This is a genomic window from Nocardia sp. NPDC057272 (assembly GCF_042668615.1).
Classification (GTDB): domain Bacteria; phylum Actinomycetota; class Actinomycetes; order Mycobacteriales; family Mycobacteriaceae; genus Nocardia.
Map to the genome: position 1 here is coordinate 21,430 of NZ_JBHUYK010000015.1, position 16,907 is coordinate 38,336.

General features: G+C 65.4%; 16 protein-coding genes and 1 pseudogene. 10 read left to right on the plus strand and 7 right to left on the minus strand.

Annotation, left to right across the window (positions count from 1 at the left end; all coding sequences use genetic code 11):
* The first annotated feature begins 11 nt into the window (after nt 1-11).
* The gene (locus ACFULV_RS20405) at nt 12-1,181 is read left to right on the plus strand and encodes an SRPBCC family protein (protein ID WP_378659049.1); all 1,170 of its coding nucleotides are present in this window, start codon (nt 12-14) and stop codon (nt 1,179-1,181) included.
* A gap of 18 nt (nt 1,182-1,199) precedes the next feature.
* On the opposite strand, the gene ACFULV_RS20410 is transcribed toward ACFULV_RS20405, so the two are convergent.
* Nucleotides 1,200-2,117, minus strand: a complete 918-nt coding sequence (locus ACFULV_RS20410; protein ID WP_378658761.1) for a DAPG hydrolase family protein — start codon at nt 2,115-2,117, stop codon at nt 1,200-1,202.
* Between the two features lie 138 nt (nt 2,118-2,255).
* On the opposite strand from ACFULV_RS20410, the gene ACFULV_RS20415 reads away from it, so the two are divergent.
* Both ACFULV_RS20415 and ACFULV_RS20420 read left to right on the plus strand, forming a co-directional pair.
* Nucleotides 2,256-3,155, plus strand: coding sequence for a fumarylacetoacetate hydrolase family protein (locus ACFULV_RS20415; protein WP_378658764.1), 900 nt, complete (start codon nt 2,256-2,258; stop codon nt 3,153-3,155).
* 128 nt (nt 3,156-3,283) lie between these two features.
* Nucleotides 3,284-3,841 (plus strand): TetR/AcrR family transcriptional regulator, encoded by a 558-nt coding sequence (locus ACFULV_RS20420; RefSeq protein WP_378658766.1) that lies wholly within the window; start codon nt 3,284-3,286, stop codon nt 3,839-3,841.
* 349 nt (nt 3,842-4,190) lie between these two features.
* Here ACFULV_RS20420 and ACFULV_RS20425 read toward each other — a convergent pair whose 3' ends face one another.
* A complete protein-coding gene (locus ACFULV_RS20425) occupies nt 4,191-4,991 on the minus strand; it encodes an alpha/beta fold hydrolase (protein ID WP_378658769.1) in 801 nt (266 codons plus the stop codon).
* 89 nt (nt 4,992-5,080) lie between these two features.
* Here ACFULV_RS20425 and ACFULV_RS20430 point away from each other — a divergent pair, with 89 nt between their 5' ends.
* Entirely contained in the window at nt 5,081-5,635 is a 555-nt protein-coding gene (locus tag ACFULV_RS20430) for a TetR/AcrR family transcriptional regulator (RefSeq protein WP_378659052.1), read from the plus strand.
* Between the two features lie 168 nt (nt 5,636-5,803).
* Entirely contained in the window at nt 5,804-7,084 is a 1,281-nt protein-coding gene (locus tag ACFULV_RS20435; protein ID WP_378658772.1) for an FAD-dependent monooxygenase, read from the plus strand.
* A 155-nt stretch (nt 7,085-7,239) separates the two neighbouring features.
* Here ACFULV_RS20435 and ACFULV_RS20440 read toward each other — a convergent pair whose 3' ends face one another.
* The 4 genes from ACFULV_RS20440 to ACFULV_RS20455 form a co-directional block, all read right to left on the minus strand.
* Nucleotides 7,240-8,235: an RNA polymerase subunit sigma-70 gene (locus ACFULV_RS20440; protein ID WP_378658775.1), complete on the minus strand. Its 996-nt coding sequence runs from the start codon at nt 8,233-8,235 to the stop codon at nt 7,240-7,242.
* Nucleotides 8,236-8,323: 88 nt separating this feature from the next.
* Nucleotides 8,324-9,316, minus strand: a complete 993-nt coding sequence (locus ACFULV_RS20445) for a zinc-binding dehydrogenase (RefSeq protein WP_378658778.1) — start codon at nt 9,314-9,316, stop codon at nt 8,324-8,326.
* Nucleotides 9,317-9,487: 171 nt separating this feature from the next.
* Nucleotides 9,488-10,237: an SDR family NAD(P)-dependent oxidoreductase gene (locus ACFULV_RS20450; RefSeq protein WP_378658780.1), complete on the minus strand. Its 750-nt coding sequence runs from the start codon at nt 10,235-10,237 to the stop codon at nt 9,488-9,490.
* The gene (locus tag ACFULV_RS20455; RefSeq protein ID WP_378658782.1) at nt 10,234-10,587 is read right to left on the minus strand and encodes a darcynin family protein; all 354 of its coding nucleotides are present in this window, start codon (nt 10,585-10,587) and stop codon (nt 10,234-10,236) included. The genes ACFULV_RS20450 and ACFULV_RS20455 overlap by 4 nt, the downstream gene beginning before the upstream one ends.
* Before the next feature lie 39 nt (nt 10,588-10,626).
* On the opposite strand from ACFULV_RS20455, the gene ACFULV_RS20460 reads away from it, so the two are divergent.
* Both ACFULV_RS20460 and ACFULV_RS20465 read left to right on the plus strand, forming a co-directional pair.
* Nucleotides 10,627-11,190: a TetR/AcrR family transcriptional regulator gene (locus ACFULV_RS20460; protein WP_378658785.1), complete on the plus strand. Its 564-nt coding sequence runs from the start codon at nt 10,627-10,629 to the stop codon at nt 11,188-11,190.
* An 806-nt stretch (nt 11,191-11,996) separates the two neighbouring features.
* Nucleotides 11,997-12,335 (plus strand): hypothetical protein, encoded by a 339-nt coding sequence (locus tag ACFULV_RS20465; protein WP_378658787.1) that lies wholly within the window; start codon nt 11,997-11,999, stop codon nt 12,333-12,335.
* A gap of 40 nt (nt 12,336-12,375) precedes the next feature.
* On the opposite strand, the gene ACFULV_RS20470 is transcribed toward ACFULV_RS20465, so the two are convergent.
* Complete coding sequence (locus tag ACFULV_RS20470) at nt 12,376-13,239, minus strand: class I SAM-dependent methyltransferase (RefSeq protein ID WP_378658789.1); 864 nt, start codon at nt 13,237-13,239, stop codon at nt 12,376-12,378.
* A gap of 285 nt (nt 13,240-13,524) precedes the next feature.
* Here ACFULV_RS20470 and ACFULV_RS20475 point away from each other — a divergent pair, with 285 nt between their 5' ends.
* From ACFULV_RS20475 to ACFULV_RS20485, 3 genes and pseudogenes are all read left to right on the plus strand, one after another.
* Nucleotides 13,525-14,769, plus strand: a complete 1,245-nt coding sequence (locus ACFULV_RS20475; protein WP_378658792.1) for a PP2C family protein-serine/threonine phosphatase — start codon at nt 13,525-13,527, stop codon at nt 14,767-14,769.
* Nucleotides 14,766-16,388, plus strand: a complete 1,623-nt coding sequence (locus ACFULV_RS20480) for a CHASE3 domain-containing protein (RefSeq protein ID WP_378658795.1) — start codon at nt 14,766-14,768, stop codon at nt 16,386-16,388. The genes ACFULV_RS20475 and ACFULV_RS20480 overlap by 4 nt, the downstream gene beginning before the upstream one ends.
* Nucleotides 16,385-16,816 (plus strand): annotated as a pseudogene (locus ACFULV_RS20485) (response regulator); the annotation flags it as partial. The gene ACFULV_RS20480 and the pseudogene ACFULV_RS20485, both read left to right, overlap by 4 nt.
* Nucleotides 16,817-16,907 lie beyond the last annotated feature (91 nt).

The following is a 16,907-nucleotide window of genomic DNA, read 5'->3' on the forward strand; positions in this document are numbered from 1 at the left end:
TCATTGTCATGATGAATCAGATCGAACCCGGCGCCGTCGGGCTGACCGAGGACCTGACCCGCCGCGCGCTGCGCTTGGTGCTCGACCGGACCACCGACATGGCGCCGACCGCACTACGAGTGCCGCTGCACTACTACCGCGACCCGAAGATCGCCGAGGTGGAGGAATCGCAGATCCTGCGCCGCACGCCTGTGATGATCGTGCCCTCCGCGCGCATCCCCGAACCGAACGACTACGTGGTGCGCACCGTGCTCGGCGACTCATTGCTGGTGACCCGTGATCGCGACGGCACCGCGCACGTGCTGCTGAACTACTGCCGTCATCGCGGCGCGCAACCGGCCTGCGGATCCGGCAACGCAACGCGCTTCACCTGCCCGTATCACGCCTGGACCTACCGCAACACCGGCGAGCTGACCGGAGTGCCGGGCAAGGAAGGCTTCACCGGAATGGACCGCGGCGACTACGGCCTGGTCGAACTACCCAGCCAGGAACGTCACGGCTTCATCTGGGCGGTACTCTCCGCCGACGGTGAGATCGACATCGACGCTCACCTCGGCGACATGGGACCTGAACTGGCGCAACTGGATTACGGTTCCTACGGCTACCACGACGAGCGCGAGTTCACCTCCGAGGTCAGCTGGAAAGGCGCGCTCGAAGCCTTCGCCGAGAGCTATCACTTCCCGTTCGTCCACGGCCAGAGCGTGATCGGCCAGAATACCGTCGCCAACACCTCGACCCACGACGCCTTCGGTCGCCACCACCGGATGGGATTCCCGTTCAACTGGATCACCGCGCTCGACACCGATCCCACCGGTTCCTGGGATCCCCTGATGAACATGGGCGTGATCTACTGGATCTACCCGAACCTGGTCCTGGCCAACAGCCCTGTCGGCGTGGAGATCCTCGACATGCTGCCCGCCGGTGCGCCTACCCGCTGTACCGTGCGCCACAGCTGGATGGCCAAGATCCCCGCCACGACTGATGAGCAGCGCGCCGTCTACGACACCATTTACGCCCAAGTCCACGCCGCGGTCCGCGACGAGGACTTCGCCATGCTGCCCCAGTGCGGCGAAGGTGTTCGTCATGGCCAGCATGACCACATGATCATCGGCCGCAACGAAATCGGCGTCCAACACATGATCAAGACCTTCGCAGCCGAACTCGGAGTCGCCCTGAGCTGAACCGGCTTTCGATCGGTGTCAGCGGGCGAATTCGTGGTAGAGCCGCGGCAGAAATCCGGCCAGATGGTTCATTTCCTGACCGCAGTGCAGGAGTAGTTCCCGGGCGAGCTCGACGTCGAGGACGAGGTCTCGGGGATCGACGGCGGGCCCGCGTTCGATCGCTTGCGCTGCTCGGAACAGGTCGGGTTGGTGGAGGCCGTGGAGATTGAGGTAGAAGCGGCTGCGCATTTCGCATCCCCCGGGGATCGGCCTGACCTGATGTGCCAGCCACCCGAGGTCGACCGGCGCAACGATGCTGCCGACCCTGCCGAGAATGATCGTGTGCTGATCGGGGACATCGAAGCCGTGTGCAAGAGGGTCGGTGAAGGCAATCGCCAGTTGCTGCAGTTTCGGGCCGATGTACTCGTCGACATAGGTGATGTTGCCGATGTATTTGTCGCGGTCGGAAATGTGGTCAGCCGACCGGTCCCGGGCGATTCCGCAGTAGAGGTGAGCGTCGGGGTGCCACAGTTTGTAGCGCGCGGATTCCACGGTGTGCCAGGCGAACCACCAATCCCACATGGCGGCGGTGACGCCCTGCATCTCGGTATGTACCGCGACCCAGATCGCGCCGGATGCGGTGTGTCCGTAGCCGGTTTCCACCGCGGCGACACCGTGTGGTGAGAGGTCGCTCGGGAGTGCGGAGAACTCGGGAATCTGCTCCGATGGCGTCGGGCCGCAGTGATAGGCCGCGGCGACCGAAGCCAGGACAGGCGCGGTGTGCGCGGCCATGTATTTCGCGTACGGTTTGGCACGGTCCTCGGCAGAGTACCCACGGTATCGCACGTTCGGATCGGCGGTGGCGGAGACTGGGAGACCGGACAGCGCCAGGCCCGCGCCGACAACCGCCGCCACCTGAATTGCGCGGCGCCGATTGGTTTCTGGTTGGCTCGGCATCCGTAGACCCTATGGTCATGGAGAAGAGCTACCGAAGCCTTGGGGCAGGTCTGTGAAGTATGACAACGTGCGGAGGTGGCATCCGGTGCCCAGATGCACGCGCGCCGACCTTCGGCCACAACGAACAGAGGATCGTCGATGAAGTTGCGTCGGGTTCGGACCGAGGATGGTTTGCAGACACAGTGTCTCCGTGACGGGCAGTGGTCCGCGCATCCGGAACCGGTGGCGGGCAAGGTGTTCGGTGATCAATGGGAGCTCGGCGTCGCGAACCGGCACCTGAGCGAGTCCGAGCTGTTGCTGCCTTTCAACCCGGCATCGTTTCGCGACTTCATGTTGTTCGAGCAGCACAATATCGACGCCAGCCGTGGTTTGGTGCGCCGATTCCATCCGGCGCAGTACCGGTTGGCTGCTGCGGTCGAGCGGCTGAGTGGTCGGAGCTTTCCGCTGTTCAAGCCGAAGCCGTTGTTCTATCAGCAGCCGATTTACTACATGGGTAATCATCTGACATTCGTTCCGTCGGGAACCCCGATCAGTGCTCCGGCCTACTCGTCGGCATTGGATTACGAACTCGAGATCGGATTCGTTCTCGCCGAGCCTCTGTACTGTGCGACCGTGCAGCAGGCTACTGCCGCGATCGGCGCTTTCGTCCTGCTCAACGACTTCAGTGCGCGCGACATCCAGCGCGCCGAAATGGCCAGCGGGTTCGGGCCACAGAAATCCAAGCATTTCGCCAGTTCGATGTCGGCGACCGCCGTGACCGCGGACGAAATCCTGCCGCGCATCGATAGCCTCACCGGGTCGGTCAGAATCAACGGCGATACCGTCACCACGGTATCGAGCGCTGGGATGTGCTGGAGCCTCGGTGAAGTCCTCGCTCACGCTTCCCACAGCGAACATCTCTTTGCTGGAGAGTTGTTCGGAACCGGCACTCTGCCCGGCGGCAGCGGTATGGAAACCGGTAACTGGCTCGAGCGGGGGGATGTCCTCACTTTGACTCTCGATGGTATCGGCGAGGTCGAACACCACATCACCAGCTGATAGGAATCCGCCGCCGGCTGTCGGCGCTGGGCTGGGTGGTGCGGCGTCGATGGCAGGTGCCGCTACTGTGTGGTCCCATGGCGCGAATCAAGGCCACCGACACCGGCACCAAGGTTGCACGGCGGCAGGTGATCGCCGCCGCGGTGATCGACGTTCTCGCTGAACAGGGTCTTCGCGGGCTGACTCACCGCGCGGTGGACGCCGCCGCCGGATTCGGCAGCGGCGCGGTGAACTATCACGCCCCCACCCGGGCGCACCTGGTCCGTTTGGCGCTGGACGAGCTGTTCGCCCGCGACGGGGTCGTCGCCGCCACTCATTTCGCCGACCTGATCAGCACCCCGCAGATTCCCATGGCCGTCGTAGTTGACCGCATGAGCGCGTTCGTGCAGGAAATGACGGCTCCTCCGGCTCGGCAGCGTGTCGTTGCCCGGCATATGTTGTTGGCCGAGGCCCAAGTCGATCCGCAGATCCGTGCGGAGTTCGATGCGCACCGTGGTGCGTTCGTGGAGTTCGCCGCGAATATCGTGACTGCGATGGATCACGATTATCCCGCGATCACCGCCGAGGTGGTGGTGATCATGATCGAAGGCTTGATCCAACGCCAAGTACTCATCGGGGCAACGCCATTGGCTGATTCGTTGCATCCGATCATTGCAGGTCTCCTGCGTTCGTGGACTATCGAGTAGGCCCCGCCTGATATGGAACCCTGTCGACAACGGTCACGATGTTGACGATCTTGTCTTTGTCGACCACGAGACGGTCTGCGCCCGCGACCAACATTGCCCCTCGTATCACGGGTAGGCATTGTGAGATGAACTGCCTGTATGCTCTGGAGCCGCTCACGCGCCTGGTTTGTGTGTCGCAGATGACGTCATCAGCGACATAGCGCATGTGCTGAGGTCGCCGGCGGTCAACGCGGTGAAGTAGTGCAGGGCGGTGAGATGACACAAGTTCGGAAGCCGAGTGGTGCACCTACTCCAGACCTCGGATCCAGGTCTTGCGTGCGCTGTCCTGCGCACAAAGTCAGCCAGCGCGCTAGATCGAGCGCAGGATCCCTCGCAAGCGGTCGGCAAAGGCCCGTGGCCGAAAAAGCGGTCCGTTGTGGCCGCCGGGAAACGTCTCGACTTCGCGGCCGAGCATCTCGGCCAGGGCCGTGGAACAGTGTGGCACCGGGCCGACGCTGGTGGCGCCCGCTGCCGGGGTGATCACGTCGGCAGCAGCGCGGAGTGCCACGGTGTCCGGACGATATTCGCGCACTGCCGGCGCATCGTGGGCGAGGAAATGTTCGAGATTGCGTATCCGGCCTGGATTCGGCAGTGCCACAGGCACATCGGGGTCGCGGTCGACGATGTCCAACCCCGCGATCTTGACGAGGAGCGCCATCGCCGCGGCGATGCCGTCGCGGCGGTACGCGTCTTCGACGTCGAGCTGGGACTGAAGCAATTGCGCACGCTCGGAATCGGGTAGCAAGGCTGCTATCGGCGGCTCATGAGCGATCACTGTCCGAACCCGTTCTCGGTGGCGCGCCGCGAGTTCCAGCGCGATGATCGCACCGATGCTGGTGCCGAATACCAGCGCCGGGGAGTCGGTCACCGCGCCCAGTACCAGCGCGGCATCGTCGGCGTGCGTTCGTGGACCCGACGTGTCAGCCGGTCCCGTGCTGCGCGACAGGCCGCGCCGGTCGAAGCTGATCACCGTGAAGTCCGACTTCAGATGCAGGGCTAGGGCGTCACACGCATCAGCATCGCCGTCACCTCCGGGGAGCAATAACAGCGCAGGGCCGACGCCTCGAACCTTGTAGTAGATCTGCGCGCCGGGCACGTCGAGTATCGCCATGATTCACCACCCATAAGAAACTGAAGTTGCTTATTTGAAGGTAGCAAGCACTGAAAGTTCTAAGCAACTCGGGTAGCTTATTGGGGGTGATGCAGACACGACGGCGAGGTGCCGCGCTGGAGCGGGCCATCCTGGACGCGGCCTGGGCGGAACTGGTCGAAGTCGGCTATCGCGAGATGACCATGGCCGGCGTCGCCGAGCGCGCAGGCGCGGCGAAATCGGTGCTGTACCGACGGTGGCCCGACAAGTTCGATCTGATTCGCGCTGTCATCGAGCAACGAGTCCCCCGGCTGGGGCGTCCGGCACCGACCGGCAATCTGCGTGACGACGTACTTCAAGTACTCACCGGGGTCATCGCTCGATATGAGGGTTTGTCGGTGCTGACCGGTGTGGACCCGGAGTTGACCAACCGGCTGCGCCCCGAGTTCGCCGACGACGCGATCACCCAACTCGGCGAAGCCGTGCAAGCCGCGGGTATGGATCTGGCCGCAATCAGCCCGCGATTGTTGCGCCTACCCATCGCGATGATCATCGACGACCTTCTCCACTACAGGGACGAGGTCGATCCTCGAGCGATTGCCGACGAACTCTTCATTCCTCTGGTCGAATCGACCACCGTCACCAGCTCGCGAAAGGCGCCGTGATCCGTCGCGTAGGCGGACTCGAAGCCGCCTGTCGCGCGAGCACGGACACGTTCGCGGCGCACCGATGAATTTCGTGTGGATCTGTCGTCGGTATCGGTGGATACACCCGACTGCGGTGTGTCTGCGCCGGGGCCGTTCCCGCGCGGGAACAAGCACACGGAGGCACCGGTGAACTTCGACAGCCCTGCACACGAGCACGCGACCCAGATACGCGAGCAAACCGCCGACCCCGCACACCCGCGGGTGTTGGTAGCGGGGGCGAGCATCGCGGGGCCCGCGCTGGCCCACTGGTTACATCGGCGAGGGGCAGAGGTGACCGTGGTGGAGCGGGCGTCCGGGCTGCGTCCAGGTGGGCAGGCGGTAGACGCACGCGGGGTGACCAAGGAGGTCATCCGGCGCATGGGGCTGGACGCGCAGGTGCGCGCGGCCTGCACCGAGACCGCAGGCGCGCACACCGTGGACGCGGACGGGAGCATCCTGGAGACCTTCAGGGTGGGCGACGACGGCGGCGACGGGTACATCGCCGAGATCGAGATCCTGCGCGGGGACCTGTCCCAGGTGCTCTATGACGACACCCGCGACAGCGTCGAATACATCTTCGGCGACCGGATCGCCGCCCTCGCCCAGGACGCGGACGGGGTCGACGTGACCTTCGAATGCGGCGACCCGCGCCGCTTCGACCTGGTGATCGGGGCAGACGGACTACATTCGGCGCTGCGAGCAATGGTCTTCGGCCCACATGAGCGGTTCGTTCGCCATCTGGGGCTCGTGCTGGCCTTCTACAGTGTCCCCAACGACTTCGGATTGGACCGCTGGCTGATCGACTACCGGGAGTCGGGGCGATCCGCGGGCCTGCGGCCCATCCGAGACGCCGCCCAGGCGATGGCCGTACTCTGCTTCAGCTCGGGCGACTTCGACGTCGACTACCGCGACGTCGCGGCCCAGAAGCGTTTGCTGCGCGAGCGGATGAGCGGAATGGGCTGGTTGACATCCGACATCCTTGCCCATCTCGACGACACTGCGGACTTCTATCTCGACCAGGTCGCCCAGGTGGTGATGGAGCGCTGGTCGAGCGGGCGGGTGGGGCTACTCGGGGACGCGGCGTTCAGCTCGTCGCCGATGTCGGGGCAAGGTACCGGCCTGGCTCTGGTCGGCGCCTACCTGCTGGCCGGCGAGCTAGCTGCCGCAGGATGGGACCCGGAGACCGGGTACGCCGCCTACGAGCGGCGGATGCGCTCGTTCGTCGAGGCCAACCAGGAGATCGGCCGGTTGCACGCGCGAAGCCTCATCGCCCCCGCGCCGGAGGCCGAGCCGGGCACAGGGCCCGACGTCGAATGGGACCTCGCGCTGATCGAGCGTGCGATCAACGGTATCGAGCTGCCCGACTACACAGGGGGGCCGACCGAAACGCACACCGCACCACTGAGCAACTCGTCGGCCAAGCCGTAGGCATCACATCGGCAGGGGTGGGGCCGGGGCATCGGGCACATCACCGGCCGGCAATCGCGGCTGACGCTGCCATTGTGGTGCTGGGGCTCCCCCTGGGCATCATCCCGAGCGATCGGTGCACGGGTTCCGGTGTGCGTGATTCCTCTCCTCGCGGATCAGGTTGCGAACACCCGGGGGAAGCCGAACATCGGGACCAGCGCGGGAGCATGGAACTTGACCACCCGTGCGATACCGGCGGTAGTGGGCGCCAGCACCACGACACCGTCCGCTCGCAGCACTCCGCTCGTGTCCCTGCGGTACACCACAGCGGCAGGTTGGCCGTTCGCGGTAGTGGCGATCATCCGCCAGTCACCGGATGTGCCGAGTACGTACGTGCCGAGCACATGGATACACATCGCCCTGCCCGCTTGCCAATCGCCGAACGGCGTCGCTTCCAGGGTGGCATCGGTGCGCAGCACCTGCTCCAGCAGACTCGCATCGGAACGCTCGAAGGCTGCGATGTAACCGTCGAGCAGCGCACGTGCTCGGGGGTCGGCCGGCTCGAGCAGATTCTCCGGCTCGGGCTCGACCTCGTCGAGGCGGGCGCGAGCTCGTTGCAGCCCGCTCTTGACTGCCGCAGTGGTGGTTCCGAGGATCTCCGCGGTCTCGTCGGCGGAGAATGCGAGCACCTCGCGCAGGATGAGCATCGCTCGCTGGCGGGCGGGCAGATGCTGCAAGCTCGCGATGAGTGCCAGCCGCAGCGACTCGCGTGCGACAACGATCGTCGCCGGATCGCCATCAGGTGGTGTGATCCACCCGTCCGGTAGTGGACCCAGCCACGAGATCTCTTCCGAAGCAATCGGATTCGGCGCACGATCGGGACCGTCGTAGGGTCCGCCCAAACCCGACGGCAACACTCGGATCCGACGCCGCTGCAGAGCGGTAAGGCACACATTTGTGGCGATCTTGTAGAGCCAGGACCGAACCGAGGCGCGGCCCTCGAATCCCGAGTAGGCCTTCCACGCCCGCAGATAGGTCTCTTGCACGAGGTCCTCGGCGTCATTGGCCGACCCGACCATGCGGTAGCAGTGCGCCAGCAGTTCTCTGCGAAACCGATGGGTCTCGATGGTGAACCGGTCGTGATCCGGTGCGCCCCGTGGGTGCGATGTCACACGGCCACCCTAGCTATCTTCCCTTGTCGAACGGCGGCTTCCATCTCGTGTGAGGTCACCGAGTCCACGTGGATACAGCGTTCGCAGGTCATGGCAGCAGGGCCAGTTTGCCGACGGTCGCTCTGGTCTCCAGTTCGCCCAGCGCTTTCGGACCGTCGGCCAAGTCGTAGACGGTGGGTTGGATCGGAGTGAGCACCCCGGCTGTGATGAGCGCGGACAGCTCACCCATGATTTCGCCGAACATCTGCGGTGCGGCCTGGATCAGCACGCCGATATTGAGCCCGATGAGCTGGACCTGATGCTTGTACACAAGTTCCCAATTGCTGACCGCCGCCTGCCCGCCCGCCAGCCCGTAAACAACGACCCGACCGGTGATCCGCTTGGCCGCTGCCAGACTGGCCTCGAACGTCGCTCCGCCCGCCGACTCCAACACCAGGTCGACGCCGGCGCCGCCGGTCACTCTTGATACTTCGGCGGCGAGGTCGTCACCGCGGGAGTCCAAGACGTGGTCGGCGCCCAACGCCAGAACTGCCTCGTGCTTGGCCGGCGAAGCGGTGGCGATGACCGTCGCCCCATAGTGCTTGGCGATGGTGACCGCGGCCTGGCCGGTCGCCCCCGCCGCAGCGTGAATCAACACGGTCTGGCCTGTGGCGAGCCCGCCCAGGGTCCGCAGTGCGGCCAGCGCCGTGGGCCAATTCACTGTCAATCCGAGCGCCTGCTGCGCCGTCCAGCCGGGGGGTACGGCGACCGCAGCCGCCGCGGGTAGCGCCACATATTCGGCGAAAGCGCCACTCCCGACACCGACAACACGTGCACCCGGCACGGGGTAAGTAACCTCCGCGCCGAGCGCGACAACTTCGCCGACGGCTTCGAAACCGGCCAGGTACGGCGGTCGCGGGCCGTCCCGAAATGCTCCGTGGGACTTCGAGATATCAGCGAAGTTGACTCCAGCGGCGGCGACTCGGACAAGAACCTCGCCTGGCCCGGGGCGGGGTATCGGCGCATGGTCTATCAGGCGCATGTCCTGTGGACCTTCGAAGGACATCTGCTGCAGCGCACGCATGGTAATGGGAATGCTCATCGGCGATCGGCCTTTCTTTCCGGGGCACACGATGGAGTCCTGTTCGTCGTGCGGACAGGCTCTAGTAGGTAGACCCGGCTGACGCCACAAAAGAATCGGCCTGCGCAGTGAGCGGACGTAGCATCTGACAAGTTCCCGCTTCGGACTTCGCGAAGCGTCGGTCGATCAGGATCAGTCCGCGACCACGCGAGCCGCGAGTGTCGGTGATATCCGTTGCATACCGAGCAATATTCCGACTTTTCCGACTCGGATCCGGTGCGCCTGCCGCTTGTGTAGCCCGGTGAGAACCGCCGCCGCTGCCGCGTCGGGGCTGATCTTGCCCCGGCCGCGTCCGGCGGTCATCGCGGTGTCGACCAGCGGCAGCATCGCGTCGACGATGCGCACGGTAGGTGCGTCTACGGCGAGTTGGTACCGCAGCGAGGTGGTCGCCGCGATCAAGCCCGCCTTCGCCGCGCAGTACACCGGCGCGGAACGCTTGGGCACCAACCCGAGCGCCGAGGTGACGTTGACGATGGTCGCGGACGGGGCGAGCGCCAGGGCGGGAAGCAGACGTGCGGTCAGGCGCAGCGGCGCGATCAGGTTCGCCGCCAGTTCCTCGGTCACATCGTCGAGCAGTTCGTCGGCGTCCGATGTCATCCACTGCCGGTCGAATTGGACTCCGGCGTTGTTGATCACCAAATCCAGTCCGGCGATTCCGGCCGCGGTCGCGGCGACGCGATCCACGTCGGCGGGAACGGCCAGATCGGCGGATATGGTCCGCAGGCCTGGGATGCGCGCGGCCGCGTTCGCGAGCCGGTCGGGGTCGCGGCCACAGATCAGAACGTGACAGCCGGTGGCGGCGAGCTGCTGGGCGAAGGCGAACCCGACTCCACTGCCGCCTCCGGTGACGAGCGCCGCGCGCGCGACGATCTGCTTGCTCATTCGGCGGCCCTGTGCCCGTCTTCCACGGACAAGATCAGGTCCTCGAGTCGGAAGTAGGGCGTGGTGAACAGCGCCGAGTCGCGCAGGTGCTCGATCACCAGGTAGTACTCGTCGAGGTCGGTGGTGGCGAACACCGCGATGTCGCTGGACCGGGCGCTGAAGGCCTCGGCGTCGTAGAACCGCATCGTGGTTTTCGTCCGGTCGCGCAGGGCGGTGCCCAGGGCGGCGTCGGCGATACGTCGACGCTCCGGGCGGCTCATAGCCAGCCATGCGGGGAGCGCGGTCAACATCATGAACGCTGTGTACTCGGTGGGCTCGGCACCTAGCGATGAAGCATTTGTTACATCCATGCCGGCGACTCTAGATGTAACAAATGTTACAGTCAAGGGGTGGCTGACCGAACATCTCCGAACCCCACCCGACGCGACGAGCTCCTCCACGCCGCTCTCGACGACTTCGCACGTCACGGCCTCGTCGACTTCACCTTGCGTGGCCTCGCCGAGCGCATCGGGACGAGTGCGCGCATGCTCGTGCACTACTTCGGCAGCCGCGAGCAATTGCTGTCCGCCGCGTTCGCTGAACATCGACAGCAGATGCAACGACAACTCGCCGATGCCGCCGAGCAGAGTCCGGCCGAGGCGGCGACATCGGCGTGGGCGGCGATGACGGCGGACGAGCAGCGCACACACTTCACCGTCATGTACCACCTGCTCGCCGCTGGTCTCACCAACGACGCCGCGGAGCGGCCCGCCGCTCGCGATGCGATCCTGGCATGGGTCGACTACGCGACTGATCTGCTCGCTCGCGCAGGTCGCGATGCCGTCGATGCCCGTGTCGATGCCACGGTGCTGGCGTCTGGCCTCAAAGGAATCCTGATCGACCGCCTCGTCACCGACGACGAACAACGCTGCGACGCTGCCGCACGCCGCCTCATCGACGCGGTGCTCGCCTGACTCGCGTGAGCGTGGGACGGCTGTGCGGCGATGCCGTCGTGGCTCGAGCCCGGTGGAAGTAGGAATTCGATTTCTATCCGAATCGAATCCGGTCGCGAACATGATCCGCCATGACCGCGGAGGTGTAGGTGCAACCGCTGGGCCTTGTTGCCGTTACTGCAGGGTGACCGACGCTGGGCATGGACGACTTCTGTAAGAGACTTCCGGTCGCGTCCGTGGTGCATGTCGAGCAGGCATTTGCCAGGGCGGGTAGTGCGGTATGAATATTCGATACGGAGAGGTCGGGTTGCACTGTACCGCAGGGCAATTCGCAATTCGATGCGGTGTGGAATATTTGGACATCGGCGGTGCGGTATGACGAATTTTCGACAGTCTGGAACGGCCGCTCAGTCGTAATATTCCGGCACCTTTTCGGTGTGTAGTGGGAAATTCTCGACACCAAAACCTCGAAGCTGTGAAGTTTGCAGAGAAATGCTTCGACGCTCGACAAGAGCCGCGACTGTAAGAACAGTTTAGAACTGTTCACGATAATGACGGCAGCCTTCCTCGGGGTCGAGGCAACACGGTGAGGTTGGTCGGCGAGGGCATCAGCAACGTATCGGATCACGGGTCCACCTGGGCTGATCAGCAACCGACTCCCCGACGGCTACCGATCTCGCGCAGATCACATGCTCTCTGTTACGGCTCACAAACCGGCTCCTGTTAGCTACTAATTAGCTATAAGATGTCCGGTTTGGCCCTCCATTTTCTGCGAATAATCGGGTACGGTCGACCATCGACGGGGAACTACTTCGACAGGGGGATCGATGGACGAGAACATCAGTGGTACCCCGATATCGCGCGATGACGTAGGCGGCGATCGGGTTTCACGAAATCTTGAATGCCGCATTGCGGCTCCCGGCGCGGAATCTTATGACAGCGAGACCGCTCATCTCCACGATGTCGTGGATCAATTGGAGTACGCGGTACAGGTTTGTTCGCGCGAGAGCATTCCGCTTCCCTTCGTGTTGCAGGAAGTCGAAAAGGCGCTCGGTGTGGACCTCGACGATCGCTCGGCGGACTGGCCTTCCGCCCTCCGCCTGCACCTCGTCGACTACGTGACGGCGGTGTTCGCGAAGGACCACCTACAGCCACCGCATCGGTGACGGCGGCCGGGGCGGTGCAAGTCGGCGCGGCGGGCAGTCCTCAGCGGCTCGCACGCAGAATGCGGTTCGCGCGCAGTGCGCGGGGCGAGTCGCTCTCGAACCTTCCGGATCCGTCGAGGTAGCCACCGATGAGCTCAGGGGCGGAATGGTCTTCGATGTCGGTGAATCCGAGGGCGCGCAGCTGTGCGGCGATGTCGTCGGGGGTGAAGTAGCTGAACAACGGTTCGCCGATGCCGGCCAGCCGATCGGCACGTGCCCGGTGGTCCGCACGGTCCTCGTCGGTGGTCGCGGGCTGGAGGTAGTCGAAGACCACCTCGACCGGCTGGGCCTGGGCAGCGATGTATTCGAGGGTGGCATGGGCGGCGCTCGGAGTCAGATAGAAGACGACGCCGAGCCACACGAACACGGCCGGGTCCGAGCGTGTGAATCCGGTGGATTCCAATCGCGCCGCCAGCGTCTGGGTTTCGAAATCGACCGGCACGAAGGTCAATGTCTCCGGGCGGTCGATTCCGGCGGCGGCGAGGCGTTCGCGTTTCCACGCCTGGGTGGCAGGATGGTCGACCTCGAAGACACGCAAGTCCGGGTACGTAGTGCGATAGGCGAAGGTGTCCAGGCCCGCGCCGAGGATCACGACCTGCCGCACACCAGCAGCGAAGGCCGCGGCCACGGCGTCCTCGGCGAAGCGGGCGCGGGCGGCGAAGAACAGGCGGCGGGCCCTATCAGTTGCCACGTCACCGAGATGATCGGTGGTGAGCGTGCCCGGATCGGCCAGTTCCTCCGCGGTGACGCCGAGCAGCCGTGCCGCCAAGGGGTCGGTGAAGATCTGTGGCCGGTCAGCGATCTGGTGATAGGCGCGGGCGTAGGCGGTGACGAGGGCTGTCCTGCTGGGTCCGTCGTTCTCCATGCTCGAGAACCTACTCGCGAAGGTGCCGCATGCTCTATGAACTCGCTCACCCACACGCCACCGGGGAGCCGGTACCGATTGCCCACGCCGAAATCCCGCGTGGGCATGGGTGTCGGCGCAATCGGATAGCATCCCCGGTACTACCTCTCGGTCCAGCAACCGGCCGGCGGAGTCAGTTCGCGTCGTGGGCGCTTGTGATCGGAGGCTTTCGTGCACACCCTGGGTTTTGTGCTGTCCAGGTGGGGAGGGGAAGTCTGATGTGGTGCGAGCAGGCAACTCTCGGCTGTGCCGGCGGTGGTCGTGGTGCGCAGTGACGCGTTGAACGCCGATCTCTTCGCGGCCGGGCCCGGATCGCGGCGTCAACTCCACATACTGCTGGTCGAGGACGATCCCGGCGACGCCTTGCTGGTGGAAGAGATGGTCGCCGATCTGTCTCCGCGCCCGCACCTGGATTGGGTACGCACCCTGGCCGAGGCCGGCGAGCGCCTACGCACCGACGTCCCCGATTGTGTGCTGCTCGATCTGCATCTGCCCGATGCACACGGACTCGAGGCGCTGGCAGGAATCCGCGTCCGCAACGATCAGGTCCCGGTCGTGGTGATGACCGGGCTCGACCAAGAGCGCACCGGGCTGTTCGCGTTGGCCTCCGGCGCGCAGGACTATCTGGTCAAGGGCCGGGTGGACCCGGAATTGTTCGGGCGCGCAGTGCGTTACGCGATCCAGCGCAAGCAGGCCGAGCTCACCAGCGCGGCCTTGCAGGCCAGTCAGATGCGGGCACAGGAGAACTCCCGACTCGAACGCGGACTGTTGCCGACCCCGCTGTTGGGTGCCGACCCCGCGGTGGAGGTGGTGTCGAGGTATCGACCCGGCCGTGACCACTCACTGCTCGGCGGCGACTTCTACGACGTGGTCCAGGACCCGACCGGCATCGTGCACGCCATCATCGGTGATGTCTCCGGCCACGGTCCCGATGCCGCGGCGACCGGGGTCGCGTTACGGTTGGCGTGGCGCACGCTGGTGCTCAGCGGTGTCACCGGTGCCAGGCAGCTGAACCTGCTCGAGGAAGTGTTGCTCGCCGAACGCGCCGACCAGCAAACCTTCGCCACCGCTACCAGCTTGGTACTCGACCCGGCGACCCGACAGGTGTCGGTGCGCCGCGCGGGTCATCCCGGCATGCTGTCGTGCACCGGTGCCGGACTGAGTTGGGTGGAGGTGCCGGGCGGACCGGCCCTCGGTTTCGTCCCGGGCTACGCGCAGTGGCCTGCGCACGAGGTGGCACTGGCGGATCAGGCGGGGCTGATGCTGTTCACCGATGGACTGTTCGAAGGGCGTGTCGGCGACGGCAGCACCCGCCTCGGCGAGGACGGATTGTTCGAACTGGCACAGACGCTGCCGACCGGACAGCCCGAGTCCTTCGTCGACGCGCTGATCGGGCAGGTGGCGGAACTGTCTTCGGCGGCAGGCGGTTTGGATGACGATGTGGCCATCCTGTATTTGCGGTGGAGTGATGTGACGAGGCGGGGAACGTGACGAGTAGTACACCAGCCCGGGCGGGGTCGATTCGTAAGCTGACAGCACAGGGCTGGTTCCAGCTCGTGTTCGCGCTGATGATCCTGGTGGTGGTCGCCGGTGCCGCGGCGGGTGCGCAGGTGATCGCGCACACCAGCCGGGTCACCGATCGTCTGCTCGCAGAAACTCTGCCCGCGGCCACCGAAGCCCATCGGCTGCAGGGTGCGCTGCTGAACCAGGAAACCGGCATCCGCGGCTACGCCATCACCGGGGACCCGCAGTTCCTCGAGCCCTACGACCGAGGGCGTCAGGAGCAGACACGCGCTGCCGACCGCTTACGGGAGCTGCTCGTCGCCCACCCCGGATTGCTCGCCGACCTCGCCGCTGTCGACCTCGCCGCCCAGCGGTGGCAGGCCGACTTCACCGACCCGGCGACCGGGGCCGTGTCGTCTCGCGCGGGCATCGGTTCCGACGCCGCCACGGGAGCGGTGCGTCGAAAGGCGCTCTTCGACGCCGTGCGCGATACCTTCGCGGTGCAGAACGACCATCTCGTCGCGGTCGTCGACAGCGACTCCGCCGAGCTGGCAAGCGCACGCACCACCCGCAACATCGTGCTGTCGGGCATCGTCGCGGTCTTTCTGCTGACCGGGGTGCTGCTCACCGTTCTGGTACGGCGACTGGTGGTACGGCCGTTGGGCTATCTCACCGAGTCGTCGCGGCGGGTAGCGGCGGGGGAGTTCGACGCGCGTATCGAGGCTGTCGGTCCTTCCGATATCGCGTTGGTCTGCGAGGCGGTGGAGAACATGCGCCACCACATCGTCGCCGAGCTCGATTCCACGCGCATCCAGGAGGCGGCACTGCTGCGCCAGAAGCAGGATCTCGACGTCCAGGCCGAGGAACTGCGCAGATCCAATACCGAGCTGGAGCAGTTCGCCTACGTCGCGTCCCATGATCTGCAGGAGCCGCTGCGCAAGGTGGCCTCGTTCTGCCAGCTGCTCGAGAAGCGCTACGGCGACCAGCTCGACGAGCGCGGCAAGCAGTACATCGACTTCGCCGTCGACGGCGCCAAACGCATGCAGGTGCTGATCAACGACCTGCTCACCTTCTCCCGCGTCGGCCGGATGTCGGAGGGCACCGAGCCGGTGGGCCTGGATCAGACCCTGGACGAGGCGATAGCCGCCCTGGCGGCGACCATCGAGGAATCCGAGGCCGTGATCGAGCGCCCGGCGGCGTTGCCGGAGCTCCTCGGGGAACCGACCCTGTTGATCATGCTGTGGCAGAACCTCATCGGCAACGCGATCAAATTCCGCACGCCGGGCCTGACCCCTGTGGTCCGGGTGGCGTGCGCGCCCAACGTCGACGACGCAGAGGAATGGCAGTTCTCGGTGTCGGACAACGGGATCGGCGTCGCGGCCGAATTCGCGGAGAAGGTCTTCGTCATCTTCCAGCGCCTACATCCGCGAGATGCCTACGGCGGCACCGGGATCGGATTGGCCGTGTGCAAGAAGATCGTGGAGTTCCACGGCGGCCGGATCTGGCTCGACACCGACTACCGTGACGGCACCCGTCTGTGCTTCACCCTGCGGGCGGCAGCGCCCGCGACCACCGCTACATCCATCGAGAACGAGGTATTCGCATGACCGATCCCGGCCAGCCGGTCGATATCCTGCTCGTCGAAGACGACCCCGGCGACGAACTGATGACGCGGGAAGCCTTCGAGGACAACAAGATCGGCAACACGCTGCACGTGGTCAGGGACGGTCAGGAAGCGCTGGACTTCATCTATCGCACCGGCGCGTACGTCGACGCTCCACGGCCGGATCTGATCCTGCTGGATCTGAACCTGCCCAAGTACGACGGCAGGCAGGTGCTGGAGAAGATCAAGGCCGACCCGGAGCTGTCCCACATCCCCGTGGTCGTGCTCACCACATCGGCGGCCGAGGAAGACATTCTGCGCAGTTACAAACTGCATGCGAACGCCTACGTCACCAAGCCGGTGGATCTCGACCAGTTCATCGCTGCGATCAGGCAGATCGACGAGTTCTTCGTGCAGGTCGTGGGGGGGCCCGCCGGGGGGGGGGCCCGCCGGCGGGACCCGGGGGCGGTTGGGAGCCCCGGGGGCAGCCCCCCCCACGCGGGGTGTAAGGCCAGGCCCAAAG

What these genes read in the sequence shown, in the direction of transcription:
- ACFULV_RS20405 (WP_378659049.1), top strand. Translation starts at nt 12, where the DNA reads ATGAATCAGATCGAACCCGGCGCCGTCGGGCTGACCGAGGACCTGACC.
- ACFULV_RS20410 (WP_378658761.1), bottom strand. Translation starts at nt 2,117, where the DNA reads ATGCCGAGCCAACCAGAAACCAATCGGCGCCGCGCAATTCAGGTGGCG.
- ACFULV_RS20415 (WP_378658764.1), top strand. Translation starts at nt 2,256, where the DNA reads ATGAAGTTGCGTCGGGTTCGGACCGAGGATGGTTTGCAGACACAGTGT.
- ACFULV_RS20425 (WP_378658769.1), bottom strand. Translation starts at nt 4,991, where the DNA reads ATGGCGATACTCGACGTGCCCGGCGCGCAGATCTACTACAAGGTTCGA.
- ACFULV_RS20430 (WP_378659052.1), top strand. Translation starts at nt 5,081, where the DNA reads ATGCAGACACGACGGCGAGGTGCCGCGCTGGAGCGGGCCATCCTGGAC.
- ACFULV_RS20445 (WP_378658778.1), bottom strand. Translation starts at nt 9,316, where the DNA reads ATGAGCATTCCCATTACCATGCGTGCGCTGCAGCAGATGTCCTTCGAA.
- ACFULV_RS20450 (WP_378658780.1), bottom strand. Translation starts at nt 10,237, where the DNA reads ATGAGCAAGCAGATCGTCGCGCGCGCGGCGCTCGTCACCGGAGGCGGC.
- ACFULV_RS20455 (WP_378658782.1), bottom strand. Translation starts at nt 10,587, where the DNA reads ATGGATGTAACAAATGCTTCATCGCTAGGTGCCGAGCCCACCGAGTAC.
- ACFULV_RS20465 (WP_378658787.1), top strand. Translation starts at nt 11,997, where the DNA reads ATGGACGAGAACATCAGTGGTACCCCGATATCGCGCGATGACGTAGGC.
- ACFULV_RS20470 (WP_378658789.1), bottom strand. Translation starts at nt 13,239, where the DNA reads ATGGAGAACGACGGACCCAGCAGGACAGCCCTCGTCACCGCCTACGCC.